Annotated in this window: 13 protein-coding genes and 1 pseudogene; 6 read left to right on the top strand and 8 right to left on the bottom strand. The window is 56.5% G+C overall.

The genetic code is table 11. The annotated features are described in order from the left end of the window. Positions 1 to 30: 30 nt before the first annotated feature. Together BUB69_RS04020 and BUB69_RS04015 are read left to right on the top strand one after the other, a co-directional pair. Positions 31 to 384, top strand: a complete 354-nt coding sequence (locus tag BUB69_RS04020) for a hypothetical protein (RefSeq protein WP_073162597.1) — start codon at positions 31 to 33, stop codon at positions 382 to 384. A 27-nt stretch (positions 385 to 411) separates the two neighbouring features. Then, positions 412 to 1,668 (top strand): DUF4303 domain-containing protein, encoded by a 1,257-nt coding sequence (locus BUB69_RS04015; RefSeq protein WP_073162595.1) that lies wholly within the window; start codon positions 412 to 414, stop codon positions 1,666 to 1,668. 144 nt (positions 1,669 to 1,812) lie between these two features. Here BUB69_RS04015 and BUB69_RS04010 read toward each other — a convergent pair whose 3' ends face one another. Beyond that, the gene (locus BUB69_RS04010; protein WP_073162593.1) at positions 1,813 to 2,418 is read right to left on the bottom strand and encodes a DMP19 family protein; all 606 of its coding nucleotides are present in this window, start codon (positions 2,416 to 2,418) and stop codon (positions 1,813 to 1,815) included. 37 nt (positions 2,419 to 2,455) lie between these two features. Then, positions 2,456 to 3,088, bottom strand: coding sequence for an SMI1/KNR4 family protein (locus BUB69_RS04005; protein ID WP_073162591.1), 633 nt, complete (start codon positions 3,086 to 3,088; stop codon positions 2,456 to 2,458). A gap of 299 nt (positions 3,089 to 3,387) precedes the next feature. On the opposite strand from BUB69_RS04005, the gene BUB69_RS04000 reads away from it, so the two are divergent. After that, positions 3,388 to 3,918 carry a hypothetical protein gene (locus BUB69_RS04000; protein WP_073162588.1) on the top strand — a complete coding sequence of 177 codons (531 nt, stop codon included), beginning with the start codon at positions 3,388 to 3,390 and terminating at the stop codon, positions 3,916 to 3,918. Positions 3,919 to 3,959: 41 nt separating this feature from the next. Here the strand turns inward: BUB69_RS04000 and BUB69_RS03995 are convergent, their stop codons facing one another. Next, a complete protein-coding gene (locus BUB69_RS03995) occupies positions 3,960 to 4,835 on the bottom strand; it encodes a LysR family transcriptional regulator (RefSeq protein ID WP_073162586.1) in 876 nt (291 codons plus the stop codon). A gap of 101 nt (positions 4,836 to 4,936) precedes the next feature. Here BUB69_RS03995 and BUB69_RS03990 point away from each other — a divergent pair, with 101 nt between their 5' ends. Beyond that, the gene (locus tag BUB69_RS03990) at positions 4,937 to 5,872 is read left to right on the top strand and encodes an NADP-dependent oxidoreductase (protein WP_073162584.1); all 936 of its coding nucleotides are present in this window, start codon (positions 4,937 to 4,939) and stop codon (positions 5,870 to 5,872) included. A 34-nt stretch (positions 5,873 to 5,906) separates the two neighbouring features. Beyond that, positions 5,907 to 6,776: an NmrA/HSCARG family protein gene (locus BUB69_RS03985; protein WP_073162581.1), complete on the top strand. Its 870-nt coding sequence runs from the start codon at positions 5,907 to 5,909 to the stop codon at positions 6,774 to 6,776. A gap of 273 nt (positions 6,777 to 7,049) precedes the next feature. Here BUB69_RS03985 and BUB69_RS03980 read toward each other — a convergent pair whose 3' ends face one another. The 3 genes from BUB69_RS03980 to BUB69_RS03970 are packed head-to-tail and all read right to left on the bottom strand — an operon-like array spanning position 7,050 to position 10,126. Beyond that, positions 7,050 to 7,952, bottom strand: coding sequence for a sugar phosphate isomerase/epimerase family protein (locus BUB69_RS03980; RefSeq protein ID WP_073162579.1), 903 nt, complete (start codon positions 7,950 to 7,952; stop codon positions 7,050 to 7,052). Between the two features lie 60 nt (positions 7,953 to 8,012). Further along, a complete protein-coding gene (locus BUB69_RS03975) occupies positions 8,013 to 9,182 on the bottom strand; it encodes a Gfo/Idh/MocA family protein (protein WP_073162577.1) in 1,170 nt (389 codons plus the stop codon). Between the two features lie 20 nt (positions 9,183 to 9,202). Then, positions 9,203 to 10,126: a TIM barrel protein gene (locus BUB69_RS03970; protein ID WP_073162574.1), complete on the bottom strand. Its 924-nt coding sequence runs from the start codon at positions 10,124 to 10,126 to the stop codon at positions 9,203 to 9,205. A 320-nt stretch (positions 10,127 to 10,446) separates the two neighbouring features. On the opposite strand from BUB69_RS03970, the pseudogene BUB69_RS03965 reads away from it, so the two are divergent. Continuing rightward, a pseudogene (locus BUB69_RS03965) lies at positions 10,447 to 11,057 on the top strand (substrate-binding domain-containing protein); the annotation flags it as partial. Between the two features lie 414 nt (positions 11,058 to 11,471). Here BUB69_RS03965 and BUB69_RS03960 read toward each other — a convergent pair. Together BUB69_RS03960 and BUB69_RS03955 are read right to left on the bottom strand one after the other, a co-directional pair. Then, positions 11,472 to 14,441: a HEAT repeat domain-containing protein gene (locus BUB69_RS03960; protein WP_073162571.1), complete on the bottom strand. Its 2,970-nt coding sequence runs from the start codon at positions 14,439 to 14,441 to the stop codon at positions 11,472 to 11,474. Continuing rightward, positions 14,405 to 16,528: an ATP-binding protein gene (locus BUB69_RS03955; RefSeq protein WP_073162569.1), complete on the bottom strand. Its 2,124-nt coding sequence runs from the start codon at positions 16,526 to 16,528 to the stop codon at positions 14,405 to 14,407. The genes BUB69_RS03960 and BUB69_RS03955 overlap by 37 nt, the downstream gene beginning before the upstream one ends. Between the last annotated feature and the right edge of the window lie 267 nt (positions 16,529 to 16,795).

The raw sequence follows: 16,795 nt of genomic DNA, 5'->3' as shown, positions 1-16,795 counted from the left end.
CGACCAATGACTGAATGGCAAGGAAACGTAATGAGCGACGTTGAAATACTGTCCTTGTCTCCAGATGGTCGCTATCAAGTCCAGGCGCTCCCTTGGGAAGCAGGCAACACGCACTGGCTGTTCCCGCCGGAAATCATTAATACCCAAAACGGGAACGTGGTGTTCGGCTTCGAGGATCGTCTGTGGTCAGCAGACCTCAGCACCTGGCTGAGCCCGACCCGGGTCGAACTCAAACTGCGAAAATACCCCGGCCACCGGGCACCTCTGGGGCTCAGGGTGATTATTGAATGTGCGCTGCGCACTGCCGAATATGGCGATGGCACGCACATCGAATTGGCCCGTCTGGAAAGCACTCTTGAGGGCATGATCGACCTGCTCGGCTGAACCCACTTGTCAGCAAGGACCTGAACGATGAATTGGAAAGCTCTGGAACAGGCGCTGTTCGACGCCGCCAGACATACATTGCAAACACTGCTCGATGAAGGGGGCAGCCCTTTGTACGCCGCAGCGTTTCATGCCTGCTACCGGGAAGAAGAGGCGGTTCTGTCGCTGCCCAGCTTTGCCGCAAACAGCCTGCATGCACTCAGCGAAGACTACCCCGATGAGAAAGATGAAAGCTTCAGTTCGGTGAAGTGGAACCCGGCGGACTGGCGCTGGGATTGGGAAATCTGCGCAGCTAAGCGGTTCACGCCGCTTGACGATGAGCTGCAAGCCCATGCCAATCGCCTTGGCCCGCGCCAATGGCAAGCGGCCGAGCGACGCTTTCTGGTCACGGTTAGCCGTGCCGCCAGGGCGCTGGGCAGACATTTCAATCAGCATCCCGGTGTAACGCCTGGCTTCGTGGTGATTTTCCATGACTTTGCGGGTGATATCGCCCTGGCCCGGCGCAGCATGACCCGCCAGCAGTTCGAGGATAATTTCCCTGTCGAACGGGCCATTGAAAACACCCTGCGCACAGTCTCTGCCTTGCCGTACGCCGAGCAGGCCGCGTTCTACGTCAGCCGCCTGCATGGTTCTCACGGCGTTTCCGGGGAAGACGCAGAGCGCTGGCTGATTGCCAACGGCCGTCCTGCACAGGCGGCGCTTATCGAACAGCTCAACGGGCATAGGGAACCGACACCTGCAGCCCGCATTCTCGGGCTGGTCGGCATTGCTGATGAGCCCGTCATCCAGGCCTTGCGCCGACAGGCGATCGAAGCCAGTGAGCAGCCGACACGCAACTGGTGTGCGAAGGCCCTGGGTTACCTTCAGGATGTCGACTGGCTTATGCAGCAAGCGCCCGATGTCGCAGTCGCTGGTCTTTGCGCTAACTTTGACGGTTTCCGTTGGCGAAGCGTGCAGCCCCCGGTGCTGAATTACAGATCCCTTGAGCGGCTACTTGATCAGCGCCCCGAACTTCGGGCCGCAGTTGAAGAAACCCTTGAAGACGCCTGCGGCAGAATCGATATCACCCCTGTCGACGTCAGCGAAGCCTTACGCGGCCTGTCTTCACCCCACGTAGCCATTCGTCGTCATGCCGTGAGTGGATTGAACAACCGTGGCCTGCTGCCCGAAGACGCGCTTCGGGCAGTCAAGGGGCTACGCCGGGCAACACAGGATACCGATGAGCAGGTGCGTTACCTCGCGGGCATTGGCCTGGAAGCTATGCAGACGCTAGTGGTTGTTTAATCGTGACGAAACGCACGCTGGATGTTTTGCAAGAGGGCGAGCGGGGCACTTACGGCGAACCTGGCGTTGCTTTTCAATTTATGCCAGGGAACGTCCATGTCAGGTGTCTCCTGGGTAATGAGTCTCTGGCGGCAGGGCTGATGGTCAATCAGCCTCCATGTCGAACAAGCGGTGCTCGCGGGCATACTTTAGTAAGCGCTCGTCGAGTTGTTCGGTGTTTCGATAAAATTGCGTGTCGAGGGCATCCAGCGCGGCTTCGCACTCAAGGTCCGGCTGGTCTGCATAGGTGGGCATGCTCAACTGGCGTAAGCCCTGGTCGCTAGGCACGGGCTGGGTACCGAACAGCAGACGCCTGGCCTCTTCCAACAGCGCCAGCGTTTGCGTCGCGCCCAGTTCGAGGAGACCCGCGCAAGCATCGGCGTAGTGCTCCCCCGAAGAGTTGCCGAAGTACTGGTCGAATCCGCCATTGTAGACCTCGCCCTGTAATACGCTGACGGCGTAATAGCGCTGTTCTGCCGGTGCCAGGCCCGAAAAACCTTCGGGAGTGCTGTAGACGCGGTTGACCAGCGCGTTCCAATACAGCGCTTGCGGGCTGGCGAGGTAACGCCTGTGCTCGTCGGCCCGGAGTTTGCCATCCTCGATACGCTCCCGATAGCCGCCCTTGCAGGGCATGCACATCCCGTCGTTGCGCGCAGCTGTGGTTGCCAATATCAAATTTTCGCAAATTCGGCAGGGTTGTTTTTCGCTCATGGGCACTCCGTTGTTGTTCTGCAAATGCAAGGCGTATTCAGCGCATCCAGTCACGCAGTACTGCGAATTCGATAGGGTCTGGATGTTCGAGCCTTTGCAGCAATGACTTCTCTTCGGTTTGAGAAATGAAAGCATTGACCGTTTTCGAGACGCTCTTGGGGCCGTCCTTGAATGCCATGGTCACACAGGGTCGGGAAAAAAGGTCGGCCAGCAGCGCACGGTCTGCTGGCAGCAATGCCGGATGCAGCAATTGCACCTCATGGATGAGTGCTGCGCCCATCTCTGTTTGATGTGTCAGCCGGGACAGGTTGGCTGCGACGCGCACATAGTGGCTCGCCACCCATGACGATATGTCGGCATGGGCAAGGCTCGTCATCTGCCCGTAGTGCAGTGCTTGCGCAATACCCGTCGCCCCATTTTCCAGCCGCACGAAGCAGTGAGACTCTCCGCTACCATTGTCTGCGAAAGGCAGGAACGTCCGACCTTGTTGGTCATCCGGATTGAGCCACTCATCAATTTCGCGCTCGGCCTCGTCGGCATCCAGCCAAAACAAGTCATAGGCACTGCGCATGGTTCCTTTGTCCGATTGCGCCATGGCGATCAGTGCTGAAAAACGTTCCGGCAGCTCAATGCCGAGCTTGAGTGCGAGCGTTTGAAAAGTGGCTTCCATTTCAGCGTCCTGGCTTTGCTTCACGATAAGGGGTGGATGAGCAGACTGGCCGAAGACCCTTTAGGCCGGAAACCGTTGTCGCCGAATAATCACTGCCACCGGCCAGAGCGGTAAATTCACAGGGCTCAGTCCCATGACCAACGTTGGCTGGAAGCCGTTCGTTGCCAAAAGCCCGACACTCTAACGTTAAAGCAGCGATCCGTAGAACATGTAACAATGCCGCATGTTTAACCTGGGTGCATTAAAGGAAACGGCACGGCTATCCGGGATGGAATCCTCCATGGAAGACCACAGCACACATGAAACTACTGCCCCTCTTGGCCACCATCGCCGTACTGACACTGTCTCTGAACGGATGCATGTCGGACACGGAAGAGCATCGATTGCGCAAGCCTTTGCATCTTACCGTGCGCGTGGTCGATGACAACGGCGAACCACTTGCCAATACTGCAATAAAAATCCACCAGCTTGTGCCCGCCGGCGATAGGTTTTTTTGCCTGAGCATCCCGACATTGGGCGGTGGTGGAAAGAGTTGTTCAACCTATAAAAAATTCCCTGTTTTCAAAGGTGAATTTTCCACTAGCGGTTCGCTCGACTTTACGGCCGAGTACTTGACCGGGCTATACATCGAAGTAGCCGAGTCCTGCGATAACGCCGACCCCAAGGCCAGACGCCGGTATTTCAGGCGCACGATGTACACAGGGGATCTGAAGGACAAGGAGACCCTCACGATGAGTCCGCTGGATAAGGCCTATCTGGGATACTACACACGATATGAACCCTGCACGACCCGCACGCCTCCCGTTGAAAACTGGGACGATTATTATTGATGGGCGAACGGCCGAATGGAGCATGCCCTCGTGCCGGTCCTCTAACCCTCTAGCGCCAAAGACCTATCCGGATATTTCGCACACATGAAGTCGACGAAAGCGCGAACCTTTGGCGCAGCAAGTCGCCTGGATGTATGCAGGACCCAGAGCTCGGGTTCTACGCCCGATACCGTGCCCCATTGAACCAACTCGCCACGGGCAAGCTGGTTCCATGCGATGGACTGTGGGATCAGGGCCGCCCCACCGCCTGCGATAGCCGCATCACGAACCATCAGTAGCGAAGAGAACCGCAGCTTCGGGACCGGCTCCAGGATTAACTGTCCACCATCAAGACTCCAGTGCCCGGGCTGAAAAGTCGACGTTACGATACTGGGCACTGGTCTGATTACGCCGGGCATAGGCTTGGGTACTTCAGGCGCCGCCACAACCACCAGCCTGTCCTTGGCGAAGCAGCGGCCCACCAAGCGGCTGTCTGGGCTCGGGTTGATCCGAATGGCGACGTCATAATGTTCCTCGACGAGGTCAACCAAGCGATCCTCTGCCACGACTTCGATTTCAACCTCTGGGTACGCGTTACAGAATTCGACGCCAATGCGGCCCATCGCAAGCTGGGAGAACAGCACGGGGGAGGCAACACGTAAGCATCCGCGAGGTGTCGATAACCCCTCACGGGCCGCCGTCATGGCCTCGGCCACCTCGCCCAACGGACCTTCTGTGCGTGCCATCAGACTTTCGCCGGCTTCAGTGAGCTTCAAGCCGCGAGCACTGCGCTCAATCAGCCTTACGCCCAGCTGTTCCTCCAGGTCGGCGATTCGCCGCGATAAGGTAGCTTTGGAAATACCGCTCGCACGGCTTGCCTTCCCCAGCCCCTCATTCGTGGCGACGAGTATGAAATCGATCAGCGCGTTCAGGTTCATGGTGTTCCATTTTTGAAACGAAGTGTCTGGATTTTGTCGTCTGTGCTTTGCCTGTGCAACAGCTTATTTTGTTGTCATCGCACTCAAGACGGACAATTGCAATGAGCACTATGCAACGCGCTGTACTGATTCGTGCCTACGGCGGCACGCACGCCGCGCAAGTGGCCGAGATCGAAAAACATGAGCCCGAACAAGGCCAGGTTCTTGTCCGCGTTCGAGCCGCCGGCGTGAACGGTATTGATTGGAAGGTGCGTGAAGGCTATGTGCGAAATGCCTTCCCACTGCCTATGCCCATCGTCCTCGGTGCCGAAATGGCGGGCGTCGTTGAGGCAGTCGGTCCCGGCGCAAGTCGCTTGCGTGTTGGCGATCGGGTCATGGGCGCGGTAGGTGGGCTGGGCGCGTACGCCGAATTCGTGACCGTTAGTGAAGCGAGTCTTTCCCTGACGCCTGAAAACCTGGAAGACATCCAGGCTGCCGCAATACCGGTCGCCGCCGTGGCCTCCTGGAAGAGCCTTCATCACGCAGGGCCGATTGACCCAGGTCAGCGAATCCTCATTCACGGCGCGGCGGGTGCACTTGGCGCCTACGCCGTGCAGTACGCCAGGCGAGCTGGCGCCGAAGTCTTTGCGACCGCAGGCACTGCTGACCTGGATTACGTACGCAGCTTGGGTGCGGCCCACGTTATTGACTACCGATCCCAACGTTTCGAGGACATCGTCCACGATATTGACCTGGTGCTCGACTACGTCGGGGGCGAGGTACTGGATCGGTCGTGGCAGGTGTTGGCGGAAAACGGCGTGATCGTTGGCACCTCATCTCCCGACATCCTGGCGCGCACGCCGGCCAATCGCCGGAGCCTCTGGTTTATGCACAAGCCTGACCCCGTGTTGCTGGAGACGCTGGCCCAGGAAGTCGCCAGCGGCGCGCTGAGGTCCAGGATCGGCAAGGTCGTTGGCTTCAATGACATCCCGGAGGCCATCGAAGGTAATCGAAGCACTTCAGGAACCGGCAAAGTCGTAGCGGACTTCTCCCGCTAATTCACACCCACTATCTGTTGCAGGAGATTCAAACATGAGCATTCTCGTTATTGGCGCCACGGGCACCATTGGTTCTCTTGTCACTCAGGGCCTTGCCAGCGCAGGCGCCGAGGTTAAAGCCCTCGTCCGCCAATCGGGTAGGCGCGAATTCCCGGCCGGTGTCACTCAGGTGGTTGCCGACCTCACCGATGTAGCATCGATGCGCGTCGCGCTGTCTTCGGTGCGTACGCTGTTCCTGCTTAACGCCGTGACGCCCGATGAGGTGACGCAAGCCCTGATCACGCTGAACCTCGCTCAGGAAGCCGGGATCGAACGTATCGTGTACCTGTCGGTCATTCATGCCGACACGTTCACCAATGTTCCGCACTTCACCGGTAAACATACTGTTGAACGCATGATCGAAAGCCTCGACATCCCCGCAACCATTTTGCGTCCTGCTTACTTCATGCAAAACGACCTGATGGTTCAGCAGACGATTCAGAACTACGCGGTGTACCCGATGCCGATTGGCTCGGCCGGTGTATCAATGATTGATGCGCGCGACATTGCCGATGTCGCTGTGGCAGAACTGCTGCGACGCGACAAAGCCTCATCTGCTCTTGATCGTTTAATGCTGGAATTGGTTGGGCCGCAAGCACTGACGGGGGCATCCGTGGCAAAAACCTGGAGTGCATCCCTGGGTCGCGAGATCGTTTACGGTGGTGATGATGTGGCGGCCTTCGAAGGTCAATTGGCCTCGTACGGTCCGGGCTGGCTGGCTTACGACATGCGCCTGATGATGGCGGGTATTCAGACGTATGGCATGCAGACAGCCGACGGCACAGTGGCTCGGTTAGAGGCCATCATCGGGCATCCACTGCGTACCTATGAACAGTTCGTCAGGGAGGCCATTGCGCAGGCCTGACAGTCATGACTGGGGGGCGAATCGCTACCTGGTGAGTGAGTCGTCCCCAGATCCCTGCGGCGTTGGCCGGGTTGAACTTCAACAGTTGGTTGAGTACCGGCGCGTTGGACAGGATCGTGTTGCCAATCCAAGAAGGGTGCGTTGCGCGATGCGGTTTCATTGATGGCCTTCGTTGGGTGTGAGTCGCGCTACCGCTGAACAACCTCGAAAGCCGCAAGCTCACAGTACGGGCGAGGTTGAACCCGCCCGTTCATGTGAAGTGTCGATTACTCCTTACTTGAAGTACTTGTCGACGTAGGTCTGGATCTCCTGGCGCATGAATCGCCCGGAGGCGTCAGCGCGCTCCTCCCAACCGAATACGCACGCGGTGACGATGCCGTCGAAGCCGGTTTTCGCCAGGGCACTGAAAAATACATCCCAGTCGATTTCGCCCTGATGCATGTCCATGTGTTGATGCACTGTCACTTTCGCCCCAGGCGGATTGACGATATAGCGCAAGCCTGACGAAGCCTTGTGGTTGTAGGTGTCGGCAATGTGAACGTGAGCGATCATCGAGCCCGCGTCTGCGATCATCTGCGCCATGTCATCACCGAAGTAAAAGGTGTGCGGCGTGCAGTACAAGAACTTCACGTTGTTCGAATCGATGGTTTTAAGCATATCCAGCGCCGGGTGCAGCGTCTCGCACCAATCCTCGGGATGGGGCTCGACGTTGAGGGTCACGCCTTCCTTTTCAAACTCCGGCACCAGTTCTTCCATGGAACGCCACCAGGCGGCTTCGCTGGATTCATGGCTGTGGGCGCCGCCGCAGCAACTGACCTTGTGCCCACGATCAGGCGAGGGGCCACGGCCGAACTCCGAATTCATGGTAGTGCAACCCATCTCCACGGCGATCTGTATCGCTTCTTTCCAGTAATTGACCGCAGCGCGACGTTCATCCTCATGGGGGCTGGCCCAGCGGTACATGGGCAGCAATGAGGCGAGTTGCACATTGTGGTCGCGCAGGGCTTTCTTGAACTCGGTGATGCGCTCCTTGTGGGCGCGTGGTCGAACCCACCAGGGTAGAAAGTCGTCACGGGGCGACAGCTCTATGTATTCGTAGCCGAGTTCGGCGGTTTTGCGGCACAGGTCCGGCAGGCTCAAGTGGCGGTGCATGTAGGGGTCCAGGGCGATTTTCATTGTTGTTCTCCGGTCGTTGTTCTGTTCGGTGTAAACGGATGGCAGCAGCAGGGCAGGGCCTTAATAGACGACCCAGGCGGAGTCGTTGTCGGCCGACAGCACGCAGCGCTCGACCCATCGCACCCCTTCGATGCCCGCGTCGATGCCCGGGTAGCGCACTGCGCTTAGGGCCTGGGCATCGTCGCGGTCAGTCGCATCCATGGCCAGGGCAAAGCGGTAGTAGAGATTGGCCCAGGCTTCGAACAGGCCTTCGGGATGGCCACCGCCAATGCGATCGTCGAGCAGTGCATCGGGATGCAGGTAGCCCATGCCGCGCTCCAGTATTTGCACGGGCTGCCCTTGGATCTCGAAGCTCAATTGGTTAGGGCGTTCATCCCACCATTCGAGGCTGGCGCGAGAGCCGATGACGCGGATTTTCTGGCCGTGCATGGAGCCTGCATTGACCGCGCTCGACCACACCATGCCCATCGCGCCACCTTCGTATTCCATCAAGGTGTACGCGTTGTCTTCCAAGGGCGCGCGGCTGGCGACGAAGCTCTGCCGGCTGCACATCAGGCGTTTGATTTTCAGGTCAGGCAACATCACTTTCGATAGGTAGAGCGGGTGTGTTCCGACATCACCCAGCACGTAGCTGGGCCCCGCTTGACGAGGGTCGACACGCCATTGCGTGGCCTGGCTCTGGGCCTCCACCGGCGCACTATGGAAACCGTGGGCGAACTGCATGTGCACCATGCGCACGTCGCCCAGCTCCCCGGCGGCGATCATTTCCCGCGCTTGTTCGATCAGTTGATGGCCAGCATAGCCGTAGGTCACCCCGACGATGCGCTTATGTGCGCGCGCAAGTTCACGCAGGGTTTCGGCCTGCTCAATCGTGAAACACAGCGGCTTTTCACACACCACGTGCAGCCCGGCTTCCAGCGCTGCTTTGGTGATGGCGTAGTGCGTACCATTGGGGGTGGCGATCGACACCGCTTGGATGCCGTCTGCCCGTTGGGCTTCCTGTTCGAAGAGGCTCAGGTAATCGGCGTAACAGCGTTCGGGATCGACCCCCAGTTGCTCGCCGAATTCGCGGCCACGCGCTGCATCGATATCGAATGCGCCCGCCACCAGCACGAAGGTGTTGTCACGCAGTGCGGCGCAGCGGTGGATGTAGCCGATCTGGCTCTGACCGCCGCCGCCGACCATGGCCCAGCGGATAGGTTGGGAGATACGTTTGCTGCCGTTGATCATGGGGTGTGCCTCGTGTGGGGTCAGAATCCGACAGTTGCCAGGTGCATGCGGCTGGATCGGACATCTTCCAGGCTGCCATTGGCGTTTCGAGGGTCGCGTTCCTGCTCGACGGTGATGTAGCCCTCATAGCCCAAGGTTTGGATAAGCCGGTACAGGTTCGGATAATCAATCACGCCGCGTCCGATGGGGCACATGACGCCCCTGGCGCAGGCGTCGAAGAACCTGATGCGCAGCTTCATCACTGCGTCAAACACGCTTTGGTCGATGTCTTTGAAATGGATGTAATCCAGCCGATCGGCGTAAGCACGCAAAGACGCCGCCGGGTCCATACCCGCGTAGTAGAGGTGCCCGGTGTCCAGGCAGAGCCCGGCAACGTCGTCGGGAATGTCCTCGACCAGCCGCGCCAGTTCGTCGGCAAACTCGATGTAGCCGCCGGCGTGCGGGTGAATAACCGGGCGAATGCCGTAGTCATGCCAGGCGATATGGCAGATGGCCCGGATGTGCTCCATCATGGTTTGCCATGCGCCAGCATCCAGGCGTTCAGCCAGCTCTGAATGACCGGCGGCGTAGTCACGGTCCTCATGTCCCCAGTCGATGATCACCAGATAAGGCCCAGCAAAGCGCTGTCCGGGCTCCTTGTCGATGGGCGGCAGTTGCTTAAGCAGTTGGCAGATATCGCGGGTTTGACTCAGCAGCGACGGCAGGTTTGCCGGGGTGACCAGGTCATCAAAAATCGTCCCCGCGACCACGTGCAGGCGATTTTCGCCAAGGGCTGCTGCCACCACGGTTGGGTCAAGCGGTAGATAACCATAGGGGCCTAGCTCAATGCCGCAATAGCCCGCTTCGCTGGCTTCGCCGAGTACGTCGCGCCAGGGAGGCAGATAAGGGTTTTTGACATCGTCGACGCCCCAGCAGCAGGGTGCCGTAGAGATGTGGATGGTCATCGATACACTCCGGTGTTTTTATTATGAGTGGGCTGTTTAGCCTGTGACGATGCTATTTCAGGGGGATGGAGCACGGCTACGGCACGTCGGATAACTCTGTCAAAACCTCTCATGATCTCGAAGCATGATGTCAAAACATGTCAGAGGTGAATCGTCCTGGGTTTGCATGATTGATCAGCATGATCGGCACGGAAAGAGGTGAGGCGAGTGCCTCCAGATGTTGGAAGTCCTTTATTCCGACACGTTAAATCGCGTCAGCCCCAGCCTTTTGATAGGTCGTGGTGTGTGCAATGGAGTTTTCCAAAGTGGTAACGGCCGCGTTCGCAGCGACTCATTCCCTGTCATTTACATTTTTCCGAAATGGCTTTGAAGCTCAGAAAACGGTGCCTCAATTGAGGCTGTGCAACTGCACTCAGATAGCATGGCTGTTTGTGAGCAGATGCTGATACATGATCAGGTTCAGTTTCTGCTCTACCACCGCCATCCCGAAGTTCCGCCTTTACTGACGCCTGATCAGTTCACCAGCGAGAAAGTGGGCGAGGACGTTCTCGTTCCCCTCACGAGTGCATCCACTAACTTCGGCACCTATCCTGCGGCATTGCCATACCTCGCTTACACCCATGAGTCTGGACTGGGGCGTATCGTCGCCCACAGATTGCGTGGCAAGGAAGATTACCTCCAGCTCAAACCACTTTTCAGCAGCCACCTGGCAGCGGTACTCATGTCCATGGCTTTGGAAAGCAAAGGAGTGGGGTGGCTGCCCAAGAGCCTCACCGAGCAAGAAATCCTGGATGGACGCTTAGTCAGAGCGCTCGACGAAAGCTGGGATATACCCCTGGAAATTCATCTGACCCGCCCAAGGGCAATTCTTAGCCAGTCTGCCGAAGAATTCTGGGGCAGGGCGGGCAGTGACCCGCAGCCTTCTACATGACGCGTTGCGCTGCTCGTTAGAAATACACGGCGGCGAGGCGGAATTAAGCGCTGCGCGGCTTGATTCAGAGACTGTCCGGATCCCCAAAAAACATTTTGACTGGGCTCTAGGGCGGTGTTTTCAGGTCGATAAAACTTTTGTTTGCCCCCAGTTTTGCCCCCATTCGCAAATCATGCACGGGCGATCGAGATTGGGGATCCTAACTGCGTTCCGCTTTAGCCGTTGATGGAGTTCAGTGTAATGCCATAGATGGATTTGGTGGCGCCGCTCGGGTGCACGCTTATAACCATTTCCGGTAAGCGTCGGAAAGTTCGTATTGCTGGGCTAGAAAAGTGCCCTCGCCTTAAAGGCGAGAACTCTATTGGACATCAGGCCGAGCGGCTTTGACAGGGTTTCAAAGGTATCGTAAAGAGCCTAGGGAACATAAAGGGAGCTGAACAATTGTGCACAACGATCATCCAATTTGTCGTATCTGCTAACTTGGTAGTGCTCGAATTCCACGAGGTCTACAAGCCTGGACTCCAGATCGACGTAGGCGCGGGAGTGATGTTCGAAGATGTCGGGCAGGTCGAAATCATCGAACACTTCGTGCGTGTGCCTGTAGACCGAGGCGAGGCACTCATAAATGCCGTCGGCATGGATGAATCGAGGGTGTCGAGAAAGAAGGTGGAAGCCTTGATGTAAAAAGCGTTTGTTATGGGCCATTGCCTCAGACACGGGTGCTGTGAACTCTCTAGCCCAGCGATAGGTAAGTCGCTTGAGTGTGGCATCGATTGACGGAGTTTGTATAAGCGCTGCAACGTTGCAGAGTGATAAAAACAGCTCGAGGTTGCAAGGTTCTATATAGGGCGAGATCAAAGGGATAACCCGGTCGTCCAGCAGGTTGGCGAGCGACTCGATTCTGCCGTTCTCCAAAAGCTCAATGAGCAGGGTGTCGCGATTGACGTCCAGTTCGTTATAGATTTTTTGCGAGTTACCCCTGAGTACCAGTGCACGAAAGTACCCGGCACGGTAGTCGGTGCAATAGGGGGTGGAAAGGCTTTGGCTATGCCAGTTGATTTTCACGTCGAAGTCGTTGGCAGCCGCCAGCGCGGCCCTGAGTCTGGAGCGAGCATTCGAGGACGGACGGGAGCGCGAGCTTTCCTGTGCGACATAGTGACCGTCTGACATAAATCCAAGGACGGATTGGAATTCGCTAACAAAAGAAGAAGGGTCGCGCTCAGGGGCGAGCAATTGTATCAACTCGATGAGTTGTGTCTGCGATAAATCCGTGATGACGAAATCGTGTGGCAAGGCGTGTTCGAAGGTTTCTTCCCGGACCATTTTTATGATTGAGGAGGCGGCCAGTCCCTGGGGTTTATTGCTGATAGTTCGGTGGGGCGGTGGATACGGGCTTCGGGCGCTAGAGGCCGGCTTGCGACGGCAGAGATCTGGTAGGAGAGCTCCGAGAAAGGAGTGATCGGAACACACATCGCCTAAGAGGTGGCGAAGGTAGGACTCCGTGGCACTGCCGCCTCCCCGTGCTATAACGAGTTGTTTGGTGGCATGGATTTTCAACCATTCGCAGGTTGTAGTCTTTAGCAAGGCTTCGATGATGTCGATTTTGCCATGTTTGCGTAATGACCGGATTGTAGCCAGTTGAAGTAAGGGGAGGTGGATGGCATTTTCCACAGCGCCAAGATTATCGGGCGCGGTTCGGTTGTCGCGTGAAAGGCTGTCATACAACCACTCGGCAGCGGTCTCGCCTGACGTCGCGCATTCTGAAAACCATCTGTCCTTGATTTCACGGTCGACGAGGCCCCCCACGAGCTTAATAAAGGTTATTCGTCCCAAGGAATGCCACTGGAGAAATAGTCTGGCGCTATGTTCGATGTGCAAGCTCAGAATAAGGTAGCTGGAAAGACTGACACTGTGATCGGCAAGCGGAAGTGCAGTTGTCAGCAGAGGGGTATGGATCAGCGAGAGTAAAGTGTCGTACGGCAACTCGCCTGCCGCTGCTATTGCTGCCCTGCGGACCTTCCATGATTGGGCGTTATCAAGTGCTAGCTTGACGAGTAAAGCAGATGCCCGTTGGTCTTTACTGCGTCTGGCCAATATGCAACGCCACACCATGAACGGGGCATCCTGGTGCTGGTCATGGTCTAGGTCACCTGTATTCTTGGCACCGGAAGCAACGATGGCCCTGGCCAGATAAAGTGCCGTGGAGGTGTCCTGTTCCTTGCGATAGGCCTGGATCATGGGGGCGAGGACGGTGCTGTCCCTTCGGTATTGCAATCGCATCGCAGCGAGGCAACGAACCTCTCTGTGGGGGCTTGTCAATGCCATGACCAAAAGCGCTGAAGCGTCGGGTGCATCGAGTTCGCTCAATTTGAGCAATGGGCCCAGGGTCAGTGCTATGGGTGCGCTGCCTTGGTTTGCTTCGAAGAATTTGCGCAATAGAGCTATGGCACCCTTGAATGGGCTAAAGCTACAGGTCAGTAGGCTGTAGAGCTCCCACTGGTCGTCTGTGTCTTTTTGGCCGGGCAGCGCTGCGAGTGCGTGCAAGGTTTCTTCGAGGTCGACACCTAAAAGCGCGAGTGCTGTCATGGCCCAACGGCGCTCTCCAATCGATATTAACGGGTTTAGAACGACGCTTTCATAGTTGCCTCGCTCACACAACGAGGGCATCAGCGCTGGGATAACTGCATGGAAGCCCGCCATTGGTAGCTGGTTGACAATCGACGCGTGACAGAGCACAGGGGTGTGCCTGTCTGCAAACAGAGAGATCACGCGAATGGCATTGGCGTGCAACCCCGGATCAATAGAGGGCTGCCTCAGGATTTCAATACTGTGGCGTTTCAAGGCAACTCTAAGTGGACGGAGAGTGTCGACGAGCGGACCTAATAACGCCGATTTGGAAATCAACATGGCCTGCATGGAAACGGACGGCAAGGCCGTGATAAGGGCTTTGGCGTCCTCCAGTGTAGCTATTTTCAGATGAAGAGGGCTTACGTGTTTATCGCAAGTAGCGGCTCTTAGTTCTTCTGCATGGACTTGGAAAACGCGACTGAGTGTAACAACGCGTTTGTCCTGCGAAAAAATGCCTAACAGGGATCGTTGTGTCTCGAAAGATTGGGCGTCGAAAAGGCAAAGGGTCGCTTCTGAAAGTACGAATTTGAACTTTCTTATGCCACTCGACAGCGTGGAAAACGCGGATTTCCGTTTTACCTCATCCGTGGTCGCATCAACGATAAGCACTATCAGTTCTTCAATTTTTCCAGGGTCGATCTGCATGATGGCTTCAGTAATCGCACTGTCAAACTGGTAGTCGAGCTGTGGATGTTTGATCCGTTCTTTCAGTACAGAGATCAGAGCATTGGCATCGTTGTAATCCAGCGCACGCAAGAGGTCAGGCAGTATGAAACAGCGCTCATGGCCTTGTCGGCTTGTGCAAAGGTGGTAATGACTTCCTCTGCGCTGATGAGTTTGCGGCGCAATACAAAGCTTGCCAGTTCGTTCCAGTTCAGCCCTTTAAGAAAAGCCTGTTTGGCACGGGCTTGTGCCATTGCGGTGAGGTTGGCTTTATCAAGGTGAAATACCTCGGCGCTGACGACGCCGCACGACCCGTACCAAGTGGCCAGTGTTTGGTGTGCACAGCGGCGGGTATCAACAGGGATATTCTCTTCAAGCCCCGCCCTGACGACCTCATGCATTTCCAATAGACCGTCACCTCGGGTCCGCAACAGGCCAAGCTCAAGCATTTCTGATATGGCGAGCGCCACAGGTTCCTTGGGGAAAATCTCTATGGCGTCGGAGTGGTCGAATGGGAGGGCGAAACATATGAGTTTTTCCGCCGCAGAGCAGGCGCGATTACTGATATTTGCGAATCTGATCCGCTCTGCCATGGGCAGAATCTTTTCTGGTTCTTGTGCGGCGAGCATTTGCATTTCGCCGAGCGTTGAGGCGCGTGCAAGTGTATCCGCAAGCGTTGCGAACAAACCGGATTCTCGACCTGCGGTGATGCGCCTGAAGATCCTATAAAGCGGCCAGTCTTGGGAGTCGGCGTGGTAGTGGCTTACCAGCCTGGAGAATTCCTCATACGTAAAACCGCGCAGGTTCAGCGTGGCAACATGGGCGCTTTTGCGTTCTAAGTTGCTCAGCAGCAGCGGGCTTTCTTGGGAAAAAAATAGTATTGATACGGCGCCAGGTTGCAGCGTCTTGATAAATGAACTGATTTCACGCTTGAACGACGGACCGCATGTACCGTCGGCAATGTCGATCAAGAGCAATATTCTGGCGCTGGACACGCTTAATGCCGCCGCTAACTGCGAGATACGTTCTTGTTCTGTCTCGACCGCTCGGGTAATAACTTTGAAAGGTTCTCGAATACCTATCCTACGCAGCTGAAAGGAAACTCCGGCCAGCACGGACCTCAGGGAAGTCTCCGGCCTGACTTCGATGTAATAGATCTCGCGGCCTGGCTCACGTTGGCGGGCCAGATGATAAGTCTCGGTAGCCAGGTGGGTCTTTCCAGATCCCGAAACACCGATCACTTCCGTGAAAGGCTCAGACATCAGCGAATGGGTGATGTCGGCGCGCGTTATGTGATGGGGGGACAGGGCCGGGGGCACGCGGATGGGGCTCATGTGCGGCCATACACAACGCACCTCCGCTTCGAAATCATCCCGAGAGAAACATTGCCTAGGCTTTTTCGAGATTTCATTGATAAAGGCTCGAAGGTTGAGATAGAGCGTGCTGTTGACGACCTCTGCAGAAAGAGCCAAATCGCTGGAGAGTGTATTCTTTACACGAGCATTGACCTGCTGTTCTGATCCGTACCCACATCGCAGAGTGATTCTTTCTAGCACATGCGGAATGGAGCTTGCGTAGGTTGAGAGTTTCTGCGCGTGGATGTTGACGAGGCGCTTCGATGCACCTTGTTGGGTGGCGATTGAAGAGATGTGTTCCCCCAGCCAATTAACGAAAGTGTCTGAGTTATGTGTCATTGTCCACGCTTTCAGCCGCTTGTAATTGGGCTTGGGTAGGTGTTCGACGGGTAAACCATCTGCTTCAAGGCTTTGTCGAGTGATCAACAAGACCATGAGCCAGAATGACGCCGGGCACTGCGCTGGCGCTTGGGTTCCCGCGGCTATAAGCTGTTTGAGCTCAAAGTCGCTTTCATCACCCAGAATCCATATTTGCCTGGCCTTTTCGTTACGTAAATTATCTACGGCGGAGCCCATCAAGTGCCGGGCGGCTTTATGCAGAGTCCAAGGGGACGGTGTGAGTTCGCCTTCTACGTTCTCTGTTGGCTTTTTAATCTGAACGAACGTAACGCCTTCGGCGCTTTTAGATTCATAGAGGTCCAGATCATCCAGTCCCTCTGGCCTTACTCGGCCCTCAGGGTGCTTTCTGAAATGCTCCAGCAACAGTTCTAGAATAACCGCCGCTTGGTAATCAAATCCTTTGATTGCACTAATGCCGCCTGACATGAATGTCTCCTGAATGATGTCTGTCGCCCATATTTGCGCTACGCTCGCTTTCCAGCCCCAGCTTATGCAAGTTGCTTATGAGCAGTTATCACTAGCTCTCAGGGCTGCCGAACAACATTTCGGCCGGGCTATTACGATGGGGCCAGCTCGAAAAAAACGAGTTTTCCCCCCATTTTTGCCCTCATTCACACCGGGTGTGGGAGCTATCGCGAATGACGTTTTCTGACGGAGACTAGGGTGGATTGGGGGGCATTTTACCTCCGTCTC

The sequence above is a fragment of the Pseudomonas asturiensis genome (assembly GCF_900143095.1).
Lineage (GTDB): Bacteria > Pseudomonadota > Gammaproteobacteria > Pseudomonadales > Pseudomonadaceae > Aquipseudomonas > Aquipseudomonas asturiensis.
Note: the sequence above shows the minus strand (reverse complement) of the source record. Positions and strands in the feature narration are given on the sequence as shown.